Below are 15,882 nucleotides of genomic sequence, written 5' to 3' on the forward strand. Positions count from 1 at the left end.
GCCGGAATCCAGCCAGAGGGAGATGCAAGATGGCTCATTTCTGGTTCGGTGCTTATATAAGGGGTCCTGGATACCGGTCGAAGATCCCGTACTTGCGGGGATCACGTCCGGCATGACAGGATGCAAAATAGGGTGATCTCGGTAACATTCGTTGTAGGGTTAAGCATTCATCCCAATCATCCCGTCCCCCCATCCCCCGCATTCGAGCATCCCAGCTTTGGGCTTTCAGCTTTCATCTTCCGTCTTTTATGCTATCATACGCCTGCCTCAAAAAGCGTCTCGTATCGGCCCGGTCTTCAAGGGACAGAGCCTTTTCAAGCAGCGGATGGCCTCCTCAGGCCTGCCGGTTTCAAGATTAGGTCAGCTCCATGTTGTGCCAGGCATTCACATGGAGAGGATTGGTCCAGTATCTGTAAAATCAGATGGATTTTTGTTAACCGAGGTGGTATCTTAAAAACACGTGGCGCATTCGCTTGGACGGCCAGGCCTATTCGGCAAGGACGGGTCGTGCCTGAAATGGATGGAGGGCGGTAAGGATGATTCACAAAACAAAATCTGATACCATTTCATCTACAAATGCAGGCAGGCTGTGCCCATGAAAAAAATGTCAACCAATGAAATGAGCGCCTATTGGGTGATGAGTTCTGACAGGGATTACCAGGTAATGATCGACCTCTTCCAGAAAGGCCATTACACGTGGTCCCTTTTTATAGGCCATTTGGTGATAGAAAAATTATTGAAAGCGGTTTGTTCACAAAAACGGATGAAAAATCCGCCGCTCATTCATGATCTGCTGAGGTTGGCTGAAAAAGGTGATCTGAAACTCGACGAAGGACAAAAAGATTTTCTGGATACTGTTACCACCTTCAATATTCAGGCTCGATATGATGACTTCAAATTGGATTTTTACAATAAGTGCACCAAGGATTTTACCCAAAAATGGATCCGTTCCATCAAGGAGTTCAGGACATGGCTCAAGCAACACCACCTGAAGCAGTCCTAAAATATGTCAGGTTTTTAAGGCGGACATTTTCTGGCCTAAAAAAAGCGTATGTCTTTGGGTCGTATGCAAAAGGCTCAGCCAGCGCAGACAGCGATATTGACATTGCCTTCGTTTTCGATAAGGTAGTTGATTCTTTTGACCTTCAGGTAGAGCTAATGAAAATGCGAAGACAATTTGACGCGAGAATCGAACCCCATGTTTTCCGGACAGCCGATTTTGATGGTTCCCATCCCTTGGCCGGAGAAATCCTCTCCACGGGTGTCGAGATACCATAAAAAAGGCCTTCGACCGACGGCCTTCTAACCTCTGATATCTGACCACCGCCCTACGACCCCAGACTCCTGTCCCCTGACCCCCGACCTCCGTCCTCTGGACTCCCTTTCAGTTTTGAGCTTCAGTCCGTCACCTTGTCATACGCCTGCTCCAAAAAGCGTCTCGTATCGGCCCGCTCTTCAAAGGACAAAACCTTTTCAAAGCAGCGGATCGCCTCTTTAGGCCTGCCGGTCTCAAGATAGGTCAGGCCCATGTTGTGCCAAACGTCCACGTTCCCCGACTCCAGTTGAAGCGCCCTCAGGTTGTGCTCAATGGCCTTTTCCGGCAGATCCTGAGCAGCGGCGATCATGAGGAGTATGAGGGACGACCGTTAATATTCAAATATCTGAAGGCGCCAGGTGGTAATCCATTGCCTTTGCCATCTTCTCTCGTCTCTGAACTGCGCAGCTCACAGACAGCCTTTCAACGAAGTTTTCACGATCCTTATCATCGTTGAATATCTTCCGACGTTCTATTCCTCTGATCATGACATGATTCAAGAGGCCGGGCGTATCTAATCGGGCTATTCTGGGCATGCGATTTCATACGGCTCGGAACACACCCGCTGTCAAGTTATTTGAATATTTACGGTCGTCCCCAAAATCCATTGGCGGCTTCGCGGCTTTGTGTGAGACCAAACTAACATTCAAACGAACCGATCCCCTTCGCTCTTTTCAAATCGCAACTGGCTGATCTGTTCGGAAACCAGCCCCAGCATGAATATTAGAACGGAGGTCGTCAGGAGCAGGGCGCTCATGTTGGTAAAGCGACCGGCAGTAAAGAACGTGTATCCGTAATACCCCAGGCCTATCAGAAAAATCACCATACTGATGGGGAGAAAAATCTTCAAAGGCGAATAAAAAGTGCATATCCGGATAATGATCATGAAGAATCGAATTCCATCCTTGATAATCCGGATGCCGCTCTTTCCGATTTGTCGTTTCTTGACAGCGATCCTCACATATTTGATGCTTCGTCCCGACCTGAGGATCCCCAGGGTCAAGGTCGTGGGATAGGAATAGGTGTTGGGCAGCAGATAGAGGAGGTGCTGCGCCAGATCCGCCTTAATGGCCCTGAACCCGGAGGTTAAGTCCTGGATCGGAAAATTGGTCACATAGGAGGCAAGGCCGTTATAAATCCGGTTGCCTATGGACCTGATTGTCGAGGTCTGATCCTCCGAGGACCTTGCGCCCACTACCATATCGAATTCAGGAAAATACCGGATTAATTCATTCAGGTCCGCGGTGTCATGTTGTCCATCCCCATCCATAAAAACGAGAACATTGCCGGAGGCAATCCGGATGCCGCTCTTAATGGCGGCCCCATTTCCGATATTGTAAGGATGCCGGTAAACGACGGCCCCCGCCTCTCCGGCCACGTCTCCGGTCCTATCCGTTGACCCATCGTCAATGACAATGATCTCAATACCGGGGTGAAGCGCCAGGATCTCGGCCACCACCCTGCCGATGCTCGGCGCTTCATTATAGGCCGGGATAATCACCGAAACATCAGATTCCTCTATTTTTTCCATAGAATCTCCAATCAGATAGTCCGATGGACCACAACGGACTGGTATTGTAGTATGTAGATGCAAATCAGTCAATCACTGCAATTGCACTATCTGACCCGCACTCAATTGCCGGAGATTGAGACATTATTTTGAGCTAGGGTTTATAATGCGACGACTCTCGGAATTTTTCATTAAAAGAGGCCTTTCCCGGAGATCCATGTTTACGTATACCGGAATGAATCTCGAAGATATGTCTTTCCGGAAAGGATAGCTGCAAAGATGTCTGTTATGTTGATTCATCATATGGGAAATATCGCCTGGGTCGTCGCTATCTGCCTGATTTCCACCGGTGTGGGTAAGTTGGCGCTCTCAAGAGCGCGTGGACGAATCGGCGATTCAGGCGAATCCATCATATTTTCAACCGGCGTGGGATTCGCCATCGTCGGATACAGTATTTTCATCCTCGCCGTCTGCCAGATGCTGTATTCTGAGGTTATTTATGCATTCACCGCCCTTTGTTCCATCCTGTCCTGCGCAGGGTGGTACATTGATAAGAGATACCCCATTCAACCACCTCTTTCAACAAGACGCATATGGCATGATACACCCCCCATAAACAGTCGGACAGCTCTGATTATAAACCGCTTTTCCCTGGTCATGCTCGCCATATTCTTAACGGCCTGCATGTTCCTGGTCCTGACGCCGGAGGTGGAAAAGGACGCCCTGGCCTATCACCTGGCCGTTCCAAAGATGTTTTTGGAGCATCATGGAATTTATTTCATCCCTGGGAATATCTTTTCCAATTATCCCCTGTTTATTGAAATGCTCTATACCTGGGCCCTCTTTCTCAGGGGGGAGGTGGCGGCCAAGGGAATTCATTTTGCCATGGTCCTCCTGATCCTCTTCAGCATGTGGAAATTCGGCAAGCGATATTTGCCTGACAATCGATTCGCACCACTTTCACTCCTTATATTTTTTGCCATCCCCTCGGTGTTCCAGAATGCTCATACCGCCTACTGTGATCTTGGCCTGGCCTTTTACACTTTTGTGGCGGTATATGCATTTCTGAATTGGTTCAGCACAAGAGAGACGCTGTGGATTATTCTGTGCGGCGTGTTTTCCGGCATTGCCATGTCTATCAAGTTCGGGGGGCTCTATCTCCCGCTTTCAGGGGGTATTGGAATTCTGTGGGGCTTGAGACGATACAGGATATCGACCAGAAGGGCCATCCGGCTGTTTTCCCTATATATCCTATTCACCTTCATGGCGGGTGCGCCTTTCTACCTGAAAAACTGGATCATGACCGGCAATCCCCTCTACCCGCTCTTCTATCCATTCTTCGGGGGCAGAGGATGGAGCGCGGATCAGGCCCAGTATTATGACTTTTTTATTAAGCACCTGGGCATGGGTCGCGAACTGATCGACTATCTTCTTCTTCCATGGAACCTCAGCTTTCATGCCCGGATGGAAAGTCCGATCTTCGACGGACTGATCGGCCCGCTGTTCATCCTTGTGCTTCCGTTTGCCATCGGTGTGCGCAGAATCGCAATTGAGATGAAAATCGTTTGGGTCTATTGCCTGATGGCATTTCTCTTCTGGGCTTCTTCGGCCCAACAGATACGGTATCTGCTCCCTCTTTTTCCCTTTCTTGCACTGCTTGCCGGCCATACATTTTCCCATTATCTGAATAATAAAAGGATATTTGCCCTCCTTTCCATATTCATCGCCTCGGGGCTCGCAATCAACGGATATCATATCCTCCATGACTTCAAAAAGATAAACCCTATCAAGGTTCTTGCTGGCCACGAGGATAAGCATGCCTTTTTAGACAGGCTGATCCCCTCCTACGAAATGCTCCGGCATGTGAACACCCAACTCCCGGAAAATTCATATATCCTTTTGATTTACATGAAAAATCTTGGATATCTGTACGAGCGGCCCTTTTATTCCGATTCCATGTTCGAATCGTATACCGTGGAAACCATATTAAATCTTTCAAAGACGCCTGAGGATGTTCGCCTTGCTCTCAAGAAGAAGGGGTTTACGCATATTCTCTATGATATCAACTACGTGATGGGAAAAACAGCAACCTTGTCCGAGGAGAACAAAACCCTTTTCCGGGAATTTCAAAATAGGTATCTAAGGCTTGTCAATTCCGAAAAAGACCGCTATTTCCTGTACCGGTTCGCCGAGCCCGCAGAGATCCCCGCATCCTGAGATGCATGAGGCTCGGACTCTGCAGCGAGATCCGGGCACATATTGAAGCACATAACTCAAGATGGCTCCTCGTAGGAGACGCGGCTTTTTCTTGCCGAGAAGCCACAGGGATCGCAGAAATTATGTTCGTTTTTTCCGTAGAGGCCGAAAAAAATAAGACCGGAATTCCTGATTGCTCCCGTCTGCGAAAAGACATGTTGATAGATCAACGATAACCTTCTCTTTTTCGAATACCTGTCTCTGCCTCTTCATATAATTTCTCAATATCATGCTTTTTCCATTCTTTTCTAGGAATCCCTTCCAGAACGGATATGGCATCTTTGTACCTGTTCATCCGAATGTGTATTAAAGCTAGATTTTTCCGAAGAGCGACCGAATCGGGTGCGGTTTCCAAACCTCTTTCCAACACCGAAACAGCCTTTACATAATTCCCAACCGCCGCATATGCACCGCCCAGGTTGGTGTGGTAGTCGGCGTTGTCCGGATAATATGTCACAGCGTTTTTGAAATACCTGAGGGCCTCGCCATACTTTTTCAGCTGAAAATGGGCGACCCCCATATTGTTCTGCCATTGCCCTCGCCTGTAACGGGACATGTCAAAATCTTCAGCCTCTTCCAGATATGCTACGGCTGCTTCAGGTCGACCGGTATCTATTAGAAGGGCCGAGTAGTTGAGGTAGTTTTTTGCATCAAGTGGATATTTCTGGATGGCCAATTGAAAAAACCCTTCTGCATCTTTATAATTTTTCTGGCCCAGGAGGTTTTCAGCTAATCCCGCTGCATAGTAGGCATTTCCGAAATTCACCACTTCCTGTCTGAAGAAGCTGGCTTCGTTTTTCCACAAGCTGTTGTTTAGAATAAAAGAATACGCCCCTAAATAAGCTAATACAGCGCACATAATAACCCGTTTTATGACGCTGTTTGCCTTGAAGAAATCCCTTAACCCCTGGGCCACCCCAATCATTAAGAAAGCCATGGAAAAATAGAGCCACCTCATGGAGACCAACGTGACCGCTGAAAAGGGAATGATGTTAAGCGTGGGGAAAAGTGCCACATGAAATGAGAGGACTGAAAATATCAACAGCCTGTTCTTTCTTACTCCCCAGATTATGATCCCTGCGAAGCCGATGTAGCAGAATCCTGCTATGGCCTGCCAGCTCAGACAGGACGAAGGATAGCCGATCAAAAAGCTGTGGAGGCCATAAGGCAGGAAGATCAATTTCAAATTCAACAATATCAGATAAGGGGCAAAGCAGATTCTCTCCCAGAGGCCATCTATTTGTACCGGCGTGGTGAAGGCGCCGATCACCTCCCTCCTAATCAGAAAATAGGCGATGATCATGATCACAAACGGTAGGTAGCTCAGCACCTCTTCATGGTAATTTTTCGTCTTGTGGGATAAGAATCTTTGAGAGAGGAAAAGGAGGGGGAAGACCATGAGACCCATCTCCTTGGACAGGATGGCCAGCACGAACATCAAGATAGATGCCGCCCACATCAAATTGCTGCGTCTTTCCCGGCTCCTGGCATAGAAAAAGAGGGAAGCTATTGAAAACAGCGTCACCAGAATGTTGTTTCTTGACGCGATCCAGGAAATGGTCTCTGTATGCGCCGGATGCATGGCAAAAATCAGAGTCGCCCCCCACGCGGCGTACCGGTCCTTGACCAGGAATTGAAGAAAATGAAAAAGGATGATACAGGAGATGAGGTGAAAAATCAGATTTGTCGTCCTGAACCCCGGGGCCGTCAATCCCCAGAGTTTATAGTCGATGGAATACGTCAGATTGATTAGAGGCCTGTAATAGCCGGTGTGCTCAGGGCTTCTATCGAACTCATCGGTGTTGCCGTCTTCCTGGGCGAGATAACTGATCGGGGAGTGAAATGTCCGTATATAGGGATTGTTTTGTATCAGCGGCCGATCATCCAGCAAAAAATCGCCTGAAAAAGTTGGCAGGTAGACGAGAATCACCAGAACCGTCAAAAGGAGATATGGCCAATACGGCAAAAATTTCCTCACCCGCGCTGTCACCCCCTTGCCTCACAAATATGGTCGCCGCCTGGTTTTCGCCGTTCTGCAAACCTTCTGTCGTTGAACTCCATATTCAGTCAATTGTTTCCCACCAAAAACGTTTCAGGATCATCGCACTTGACCGCGAAACCGATATCGATTAAAAATGCCGGGAGTGTCTTGCGGGTTCACAAAAAATCAACTGACTTTTCCGCAGAGAAATAAGCCCAATGACTATCCTCGCCGAAACCGCCGTGTCAGGATGCAGAAGAAACCTCTTTGCGTTCATTTCACTCCTCATCCTGACGCTGATCATCTACTCCAACACCTTTGATGCCTCATGGCACTTTGACGACGAAAATAACATCCTCAACAACACACCCCTCCACCTGACCGAATTAAGTGTTCCAAACATCACACAGACATTTTTCGCGGACTGGAACAGGACCGGTGGGCTTTACAGGCCGGTGGCAGGCCTCAGTTTTGCGCTCAACTACTATTTTGGGGGAATGGATGTCCATGGCTATCATATGGTCAATATGGCCGTTCATTTTCTGAGTGCTTTTTTTGTGTTTCTCTTTACCCATCACGCCCTCAATCTTACGATATTAAATAATAAATATGGAAAAAACAGCTACTTCATCGCCCTTCTTTCCGCTGTGCTCTGGGCAATCAACCCGGTTCAGACCCAGGCGGTCACCTATGTGGTTCAACGCATGACGTCGATGGCCGGACTCTTCTACATGATGGCCATGTATTTTTATCTGAAAGGGAGGACGTCAACACCGGGATTTTCACGGAATACCCTTTATTTCTTATTCATTATTTGCGGCATACTGGCAATGGGGTCCAAAGAAAACGCAATAACACTTCCGTTCAGCATTCTTCTCTTCGACCTTTTTCTCATCCAGGGAATTTCAAAACCAAGTGTGAAGCGCTCCTTTTTTCTTTTTTTAATCATGGGAGCCGCCTGTCTCTTTTTAGGGATACTCCTCAAAGGCCCTGCCATACTCGATCTTCAAGACCTCATCTCCAGGTACCAAAACAGAGGATTCACTTTGGGTGAAAGGCTTCTAACAGAGCCCCGCGTGATCCTGTTTTACATATCCCTTCTCTTTCACCCCATGCCCAACCGCTTGTGCCTGGAACATGATATTATCGTTTCCACGGGTCTGCTGACCCCACCCTCAACCCTGATAGCCATTCTGGTTATCCTGGCGATTATCGCTGCAGCGCTGTCACAGGCAAAAAAACGGCCATTGATCTCTTTCTGCATTATCTTTTTTTTCCTGAACCACCTGATTGAAGGGTCCATTCTGCCCCTTGAGCTTATCTTTGAACACAGAAACTATCTTCCCTCCATGCTCTTCTTTGTTCCGATTTCCATTCTGTTATCAGGTGGAATAGCGTTCTTTTCCAGGAAGCGGGGGCTCCGGACAATCCTGGTCATATTTGTAATCCTCGTCCTCGTCGGCTGGGGTCACAGCACCTACGCCCGGAATGTGGTCTGGAAAAATGACGGAATCCTCTCTTTTGACTGTGTGGAAAAATACCCTGACCTTGCACGGCCCCACCACAATCTGGGCCGCTTTTATCTGAAAAATGAACAGTATGAAGCAGCCATAATGGAATTCCAGATCTCGCTTTCCAAAAAGGATATCAACAATTTGGCAGGCAAGAACTGGACCTATTATAATCTCGGATCCGTATACCAGACATTGGGAAACGATGACAAGGCCCTCTTTTACTATGAGCAGGCACAGAAATACCAGCCCTCTTTCGCGCCCACCCACATCAGAAAAGGGCAGGTGTTTCTAAAAAGGGGCCTTTATGACGAGGCGGCCGAGGAATTTCACAAGGCATTGAAAAGCAGAAAACATCTTCCATCGGCACTGACGAATCTGGGTCATCTCTTTCTTCAGACCGGACAGACCGCCAAGGCCGTGAATCACCTCAAACTGGCCCTCCAAAGCGCCCCTCAAGACCCCGTTATCATGAGGCGACTGGGACTTGCCTATATGTTGGATAACCAGCCGGCAAAGGCCTTTATCCTATTTAAGACCTCCCTAGAGATCACCCCCGACGACCCATTCACCCTGTTGGAGCTTGCAGCACTTTATGGAGACAGGGGAATGGAAACAAAGAAGCAGGAAGTCATGAATCGATTCTTTGCAGTCTTTGCTGAAAGCCCCCTGAACCTCAAGAGATTTATTGACGGCATGAGATTCCGGTCTGATCCGCAAAGAGCAGATCACTCGCATCAGCAGCATCTTCTCCGTTTTCTGGCAGGGGCATGTCAGGAGAGATCCCGGGAGTATGCAGCCATGGCTGAAGATTGTCTTCGACTGCCTTAGACCACGAATAATTTCCATAGCACGAATACGGTTCAAACAGCATCAGACCTGTTGGCAAGCATCCCTGCGTCCACATGTCTGCCGCTGAAATAGAATAGAAGGATCGATCCACGATTCAGTAGAGGAGCCCAGGTGCATTTGAAAAACCTATTTACTCGAACAGAGGGGGCCAAAAAAGATTACAGCCTGCATGCCGTCCTCTTCTTATTTGCCATCTTCATCCGCGTATTTTTCCTCATCCGGATCGATGAACCGATTCTTTTTTTCAAATACCCTTTCTTTGCAGAAAAGGTTGCCGGCGGCATGGACATCGGAGAGAGGCTGGTGGACCTGAGCCCCTTTTATCTCTATTTTCTGGCCGTTTTGAACAAATTGTTCGACGTAAGCTGGCAGTTTATTAAATGCTTTCAGATAATCATCGGCGCCGCAAACGCTCTTCTGGTATTCGTCATCGGCACCAGGCTGTTTGAGAGGAGGGCGGCCTTCATAGGCGCCCTGATCTTTGCTGCCTACGGAAACCTGATCGTATTTGAAACCACACTCGAGCCCAGTGTCTTCGTATTATTTTTTAATCTCCTATCGGTTTATTTTCTGATCCTCTTCAATATTGATTCACAGTCCCCCAGCAGGAGGATCCGGGTCATCCTCACGGCAGGAATTTTTACCGGAATGGGGGTCATTACCAAACCCAATTTCCTGCTGTTTCTGCCTGTCGGTATTGTCTGGATCCTTTTGTGCAAAAACACACACATCGGCTTAAGTCAACGCGGTTTCCACAGCCTCCTGTTTCTCCTGGCGGCCCTTGTGGTCATTGCCCCTGTAACGGTCAGGAACTACCTCAAATTAGATGACTTTATTTTGGTAACCGCCGATGCGGGTAAGGTTTTTTTTCACGGCAACAGCAAGACAGCCACCGCTATTGTAGGGGCCGACCTTTCTGATGACAGCCGTTTCGACAATGCCGGAGGAGAACCGGATTATGCCCACGTTCTGTTTCGAAACGCCGCTTCCAGGCTGACCGGCAAGCCGCTGGCCCCCTCGGAGTCATCCAGCTTCTGGGTGAAAACAACACTCAAGGATATTCGGGACGACCCGCTTCTGTACCTGGAACGGGTCTTCAAAAAGGCCGTTCATTTCTTCTTAGACTACGAAGTTCATTATATCGCCTCCGCCTACAAGGAGTATAAGAGATCCCTGGAATATCCCTTTTTCAGGTATGGGATGATCATCTCTCTGGGCTTTCTTGGAATCGGGCTTTCCATCAAAAAATTTTGGGGGTTGTTGCTGGTTTACGAGACAATGGGCCTTTACCTGCTGTCATGCACGCTCTTTCTCGTCAATGCCAGATACCGCATACCCGTGGTTCCCTATTTTTGTCTCTTTGCAGGGTATGCGATCCATCGTTTGCAGCACATGGTGGTAATGCGTCAATTTAAACAGGCCGGCATATCCCTTCTGTTACTCGGCACCGTGTATCTTTCAACCCATCTGTTTTTTAAAGAGGACATCTTTGCGCACGACCGATGGCAGGAGGCAACAAAAGTCTGCTACCAAGTGGATGGCAGAGAAGCCTTTAGGACCGGAAAATACCGGGAGGCCATTGAGGCCCTCAACAGAAGCATATCGATTGTCCCGAATTTTTATCCGGCTTTCAACCTACGGGGGAAAAGCTATGCCATGTTGGGACAGTTCGAGAAAGCCGAATGGGATTTTAAAAAAGCCATTTCCTTGAGACCCGAAATTCCCGACGGTTATAAGAATGCAGGCTTTCTCTATCTCCTTCAGGGCAAAGAAGCCGCGGCAGAGAAATACTTGAACAGAGCCTTGACCTATGCCCCCAATGACAGCAAGATACAAAAAGCCCTTGAAAATCTAAATTGATATGAGATGTTATCCGAATCCGATTCCTGGTTCTAAAACAAAAAGCGGAACAGGCGCGTAAATACCCCCTGTTCCGCTCTCATGGAATCGATCAAGCTACTTGGTTATATTTCCATTTGAATCTATAGAATAGGTTATATCTCCGCTGGAGTGAGTTGCAGTTAATGCAAGGCCGCCCACAGTCCCGTCAGTTGTTGTCACAGTAACGCCCTCCGACGTATTCAAGCCGTAGCTTAAGAGAATAGTCGTAGTCACCGTCCCTGTCGGGTTGTCTACGAAATATGCCTGGGCCGCGGTATAGGCGTTTTTAATGTCCGTATTGGCGGAAGCATTATACGCCCTCTTCCTGTAGGAATTAAACTGGGGGATGGCAATGGCCGCCAAAATGCCGATAATGGCGATGACGATCATCAACTCGATAAGGGTGAAACCTTTTTGATCTTTTTTCTTCAGTAATTTTGTAAGCATCTTCTTTCTCCTTTGTGGTTAAATTTAATGAAACTTGAAAACTTATCAATGGAAACGCTTCCCTGATCTATACACACCTCCTTCCATTTTTCAGTTGCATGCTATTTTGGTTATTCAATTGCCGGATATCAGACGCCTCCCATCAGCCGATCATCTCATGCATCACATGGCATCTTCATATCCACAAGGGCAATATGATTTGCGTTTGTCTTCTTATATACAATTGCCGTGCCACTCAATCGATCCGCACATCTTTCTCATAAATAATACTGCAATATCAAATAGTTCCATTTAATGCCGAATTTATGCTCTTTTTACGGGGTCTTGTTTATGGTCTGGATCGGGCGGCATGTGTCGCGATTTGTAAGGATCGTGACAATTTTTGGCATAGTAGGGACAGGGATGAGGAGAGATGGAAGCTCAAAGCTGAAAGCTGAAAGTGTGGGAAACCCGAAGCTGAAAGTCAAGGGGCCGCGTCCTCCGCTTCCGCGATCCCCTGCTTTTCCAGGCGATATCGGAACGACCGGAGGGTGATATCCAAAAGTTCCGCGGCCCGCTGTTTCGATCCATGGGCCATCTCCAGGGCCTGACGCAGATACCCCTGTTCAATCTCCGCCATCACCTCATCCAGCCGAATCCCTTCAGGCCCCAGATCGCCTTTTCGCCGCCCCTTTTGCTCAACGCCCCTTTTAAGGGTGGAAAGGGTAAGGCTCTCGGGCAGGACAATATTAGAGGTCTCCAGGGCCACGCTTCTTTCCACGATATTCTCCAGTTCCCTGACATTTCCCGGGAACGGGTAGTGGCTGAGGATATCCATGGCATATGTGGATATTTTTCGGATGTCCTTCCCCATTTCATCTGAAAATTTCTCGAGAAAGTGCTGGGCCAGCAAGCTGAGATCCCCCTCCCTCTCCCTCAGGGGGGGTATGGCGATGGGGATCACATTCAGCCTGAAATAGAGATCTTCCCTGAAATTGTTATGGATAACCTCCTGTTCAAGATCCTTATTGGTAGCAGAAATAAACCGCACATCCACCCGCTTCACGTCAACGCCGCCGACCGCGGTAAACGTCCGCTCCTGGATCACCCTCAAAAGCTTGACCTGGATCACCGGCGACAGCTCGCCCACCTCATCCAGAAACACCGTACCCCCGTCCGCCACGTCAAAGAGGCCTTCCTTATCGCCAACCGCGCCGGTAAAGGCCCCTTTCCGGTAGCCGAAGAGTTCGCTCTCTATCAGGGTTTCAGGGATCCCGGCACAATTGATGACTACAAACGGCTTATCCCGTCGCTCGCTCAGGTGGTGTATCGCCTTGGCCACCAGCTCCTTTCCGGTCCCGCTTTCTCCCGTGACAAGGACATTGGTCTTTGTCCGTGAAACCCGCTGTATCAGGTCATACACCCTTTTCATCTGCGGGCTTTCCCCGATCAGAAAATCAAAATGAAAACGGCTTGTGGATCCCTGGTCCTCCTGTCCTTGGCCAACCCTCGATCTTAAGGCCTCTTTGACCACCCGCTTTAGATCATTCACCTTGAACGGTTTTGGAATATAGTCGTAGGCCCCTTCTTTCATCGCCTCCACCGCGGTCTCAGGAGTGGCAAAAGCGGAAATTAGAATCACAATGGTATCCGGGCTCCGATCCTTGACCTTTTTCAGTACCCCTATTCCGTTGATATTCCGCATTCGAATATCGGTGATCACCAGGTCGAAGTTCTCCTTGTCCAGGATCCTGCAGGCATGTTCGCCGTCTTCCGCCGCAAGCACCTGGTAATTTTCCTTGGTCAGCATGATCTCTAAGAATTCCCGCATGCTTTCCTGGTCATCGACCACCAGTATCTTATGCCTTCTCCCAGACAATCTTTCCTCCCACCATGGTCAATTCGGTGATCCCTTTCAACACCTGTCCTATAAAAGGGGAATTCTTGCTCTTGGAAAGAATCCGGTCCGTTTCCAACGGATATTCATAATTCAGATCGATAATCGCCAGGTCGGCACTTCCCCCTTCCATGAGACGGCCCCCCGGAATCCCGAGGGCCGTCGCTCCGGCCCACGAAAGCTTCCCGATGGCCTGGGCCAGGCCGAGCACCCCGTCCCGCACCAACTGGAGCGTGAGGGGAAGGGCCGTCTGGAGCCCGATCATTCCAAAGGCGGCCCTGTCAAACTCCAGATCCTTCTCCAGGGAACTGTGGGGTGCATGGTCCGTGGCGATGGCGTCGATAACGCCCTCCCTCAGACCGGTCTTTATGGCCTCGACATCTTCCGGGGTCCTGAGGGGAGGGTTCACCTTGGCGAGGGTATCGTATCCGATGACCCTCCGGTGGTCCAAGGTGAAATAGTGGGGTGCGGTTTCCGCGGTCACCCGGATGCCGTCTTCCTTTGCCCTCCGGATCAGATCGACGGATGCCGCGGTGCTGACATGCGCGATATGGACATGCCGCCCGGTCAGCCTGGCCAGGGCGATCTCCCTGTAAACCATGATGTCTTCACTGGCGTCAGGGATACCGGCGAGACCGATCCGGGTCGATATGCCGCCCTCATGCATGACCCCGTCCCCTGACAGGCTCCTGTCTTCACAATGGGAGATGACGCGCAGCCCATAAAACGAGGCATATTCAAGGGCCCTTCTCATTAACTCGCTGTTGACCACGGGAAATCCATCGTCAGAAAGACCCACCGCCCCAGCCTCTCTCAGCTCGCCGAAATCGGTGAGCGTCTCCCCGTCCTGCCCCTTTGATATGGCGGCTATCGGATAGACCCTCACGGATCTCGCCCTTTCCGCCTGCTCCAAAATAAACTCGGTAACGGCCCGGCAGTCATTGGGCGGCACAGTGTTGGGCATGCAGGCGATGGCCGTATACCCGCCTGCGGCTGCGGCCCTTGCCCCGGACGCGATGGTCTCCTTATACTCGTGTCCCGGCTCTCTCAAATGGACATGCATATCCACCAGGCCCGGGATGACCATCTTGCCGGACGCCTCAACCCGCTTGATCCCGGATCCATTCCCCTGAAAAACACCCGGGGGAAGCATCTTGGAAATCTTTCCCTTTTCAACAACCACATCCAACTGTTCCACTGTCTCGTTGACGGGATCGACCAGATCACCGCCCCTGATCCACGTTATCACCCTTGGCTCCTCCAATCAAAAGATACAATACGGCCATTCTCACGGCAACCCCGTTCGCCACCTGATCAAGAATAACGGAGTAGGGACCATCCGCCACCTCAGAGGATATTTCCACGCCCCTGTTTAAAGGACCTGGATGCATGACAATGGCCCCCTCGTTGGCGCTCTGGAATATCTTTCTGCTGAGTCCGAAATAAGAGGCGTACTCCCGGATGCTCGGGAACAGGACCTTGCTTTGCCTCTCCAGCTGGATGCGCAGCAACATCACCACATCTTTTTTTCGAACCGCCTTAACCGGGTCAGGGACTACCCGGACCCCCAACCCCTCGATACCCACCGGAATCATTGTCGGCGGTCCGGACACCGTCACCTCAGCCCCCATTTTGATCAGTCCGATAATGTTGGATCGCGCTACGCGGCTGTGGGAGATATCCCCGATAATGACCGTCTTCAATCCGTTGATGCGGCCCATCTTTTCCCTGATGGTATAGAGATCCAGCAGGGCCTGTGTCGGATGTTCGTTAATTCCGTCTCCGGCATTAATGATGCCGGCCTCCACTTCTTTTGCCAGCATATGGGGCGCACCGCTCGACGGGTGCCTCAAAACGATCACATCGGGTCTCATCGCCTGAAGGTTTCGTGCCGTGTCCAGGAGGGTCTCCCCTTTCACCATGCTGCTTGTGGAAGCCGACAGGCTCAATGTATCGGCGCTCAACCGCTTCGCGGCCACATCGAATGAGGTGCGCGTCCGGGTGCTCGGTTCATAGAAGAAGTTGACAATGCTCTTCCCCCTGAGTGTGGGGACCTTCTTGATATCCCTCGCAGAAATGGCCTTCATCGATTCGGCCGTGTCCAGGATCAGATTGATTTCTTGAACAGACAGCGGCCCCATCCCCAACAGATCTTTATGCTCAAATTTCGTCACAACACCACTCCTAAAAAAAACCCCCTTGCCTTTAATCAGGCAAGAGGGTCTTTATTATTGCGCCACCATGCAATCATTA

The 15,882-nt window shown here is 49.7% G+C and carries 12 protein-coding genes; 5 read left to right on the top strand and 7 right to left on the bottom strand.

What is annotated here, in order from left to right:
* Positions 1–604: 604 nt before the first annotated feature.
* Together K9N21_20795 and K9N21_20800 are read left to right on the top strand one after the other, a co-directional pair.
* Positions 605–1,003 (top strand): HEPN domain-containing protein, encoded by a 399-nt coding sequence (locus K9N21_20795; protein ID MCF8146352.1) that lies wholly within the window; start codon positions 605–607, stop codon positions 1,001–1,003.
* Positions 970–1,278 (top strand): nucleotidyltransferase domain-containing protein, encoded by a 309-nt coding sequence (locus K9N21_20800; GenBank protein ID MCF8146353.1) that lies wholly within the window; start codon positions 970–972, stop codon positions 1,276–1,278. Before K9N21_20795 ends, K9N21_20800 begins: the two co-directional genes overlap by 34 nt.
* Positions 1,279–1,397: 119 nt before the next feature.
* On the opposite strand, the gene K9N21_20805 is transcribed toward K9N21_20800, so the two are convergent.
* Positions 1,398–1,625 carry a tetratricopeptide repeat protein gene (locus K9N21_20805; GenBank protein ID MCF8146354.1) on the bottom strand — a complete coding sequence of 76 codons (228 nt, stop codon included), beginning with the start codon at positions 1,623–1,625 and terminating at the stop codon, positions 1,398–1,400.
* Positions 1,626–1,961: 336 nt separating this feature from the next.
* Positions 1,962–2,846: a glycosyltransferase family 2 protein gene (locus K9N21_20810; GenBank protein MCF8146355.1), complete on the bottom strand. Its 885-nt coding sequence runs from the start codon at positions 2,844–2,846 to the stop codon at positions 1,962–1,964.
* Between the two features lie 258 nt (positions 2,847–3,104).
* On the opposite strand from K9N21_20810, the gene K9N21_20815 reads away from it, so the two are divergent.
* Positions 3,105–5,042, top strand: a complete 1,938-nt coding sequence (locus K9N21_20815; GenBank protein MCF8146356.1) for a glycosyltransferase family 39 protein — start codon at positions 3,105–3,107, stop codon at positions 5,040–5,042.
* A 205-nt stretch (positions 5,043–5,247) separates the two neighbouring features.
* On the opposite strand, the gene K9N21_20820 is transcribed toward K9N21_20815, so the two are convergent.
* A complete protein-coding gene (locus K9N21_20820) occupies positions 5,248–7,047 on the bottom strand; it encodes a tetratricopeptide repeat protein (GenBank protein ID MCF8146357.1) in 1,800 nt (599 codons plus the stop codon).
* Positions 7,048–7,280: 233 nt separating this feature from the next.
* Between K9N21_20820 and K9N21_20825 the strand changes: the two genes are divergently transcribed.
* Positions 7,281–9,404, top strand: a complete 2,124-nt coding sequence (locus tag K9N21_20825; protein MCF8146358.1) for a tetratricopeptide repeat protein — start codon at positions 7,281–7,283, stop codon at positions 9,402–9,404.
* Positions 9,405–9,542: 138 nt separating this feature from the next.
* The gene (locus K9N21_20830) at positions 9,543–11,285 is read left to right on the top strand and encodes a glycosyltransferase family 39 protein (protein ID MCF8146359.1); all 1,743 of its coding nucleotides are present in this window, start codon (positions 9,543–9,545) and stop codon (positions 11,283–11,285) included.
* Between the two features lie 96 nt (positions 11,286–11,381).
* On the opposite strand, the gene K9N21_20835 is transcribed toward K9N21_20830, so the two are convergent.
* From K9N21_20835 to K9N21_20850, 4 genes are all read right to left on the bottom strand, one after another.
* Positions 11,382–11,753, bottom strand: a complete 372-nt coding sequence (locus tag K9N21_20835) for a prepilin-type N-terminal cleavage/methylation domain-containing protein (protein MCF8146360.1) — start codon at positions 11,751–11,753, stop codon at positions 11,382–11,384.
* A 463-nt stretch (positions 11,754–12,216) separates the two neighbouring features.
* On the bottom strand, positions 12,217–13,611 hold the full coding sequence (locus K9N21_20840; GenBank protein MCF8146361.1) for a sigma-54 dependent transcriptional regulator: 1,395 nt from the start codon (positions 13,609–13,611) through the stop codon (positions 12,217–12,219).
* Entirely contained in the window at positions 13,592–14,878 is a 1,287-nt protein-coding gene (locus K9N21_20845; protein MCF8146362.1) for a dihydroorotase, read from the bottom strand. The genes K9N21_20840 and K9N21_20845 overlap by 20 nt, the downstream gene beginning before the upstream one ends.
* Entirely contained in the window at positions 14,853–15,770 is a 918-nt protein-coding gene (locus K9N21_20850) for an aspartate carbamoyltransferase catalytic subunit (GenBank protein ID MCF8146363.1), read from the bottom strand. Before K9N21_20850 ends, K9N21_20845 begins: the two co-directional genes overlap by 26 nt.
* Between the last annotated feature and the right edge of the window lie 112 nt (positions 15,771–15,882).

Source organism: Deltaproteobacteria bacterium, from assembly GCA_021737785.1.
GTDB lineage: Bacteria > Desulfobacterota > DSM-4660 > Desulfatiglandales > Desulfatiglandaceae > AUK324.

Bases quoted from the DNA above. Each gene is read 5' to 3' on its own strand.
- K9N21_20810 (MCF8146355.1), bottom strand. From the start codon at position 2,846: ATGGAAAAAATAGAGGAATCTGATGTTTCGGTGATTATCCCGGCCTAT.
- K9N21_20835 (MCF8146360.1), bottom strand. From the start codon at position 11,753: ATGCTTACAAAATTACTGAAGAAAAAAGATCAAAAAGGTTTCACCCTT.
- K9N21_20815 (MCF8146356.1), top strand. From the start codon at position 3,105: ATGTCTGTTATGTTGATTCATCATATGGGAAATATCGCCTGGGTCGTC.
- K9N21_20850 (MCF8146363.1), bottom strand. From the start codon at position 15,770: ATGGGGCCGCTGTCTGTTCAAGAAATCAATCTGATCCTGGACACGGCC.
- K9N21_20795 (MCF8146352.1), top strand. From the start codon at position 605: ATGTCAACCAATGAAATGAGCGCCTATTGGGTGATGAGTTCTGACAGG.
- K9N21_20825 (MCF8146358.1), top strand. From the start codon at position 7,281: ATGACTATCCTCGCCGAAACCGCCGTGTCAGGATGCAGAAGAAACCTC.
- K9N21_20805 (MCF8146354.1), bottom strand. From the start codon at position 1,625: ATGATCGCCGCTGCTCAGGATCTGCCGGAAAAGGCCATTGAGCACAAC.
- K9N21_20800 (MCF8146353.1), top strand. From the start codon at position 970: ATGGCTCAAGCAACACCACCTGAAGCAGTCCTAAAATATGTCAGGTTT.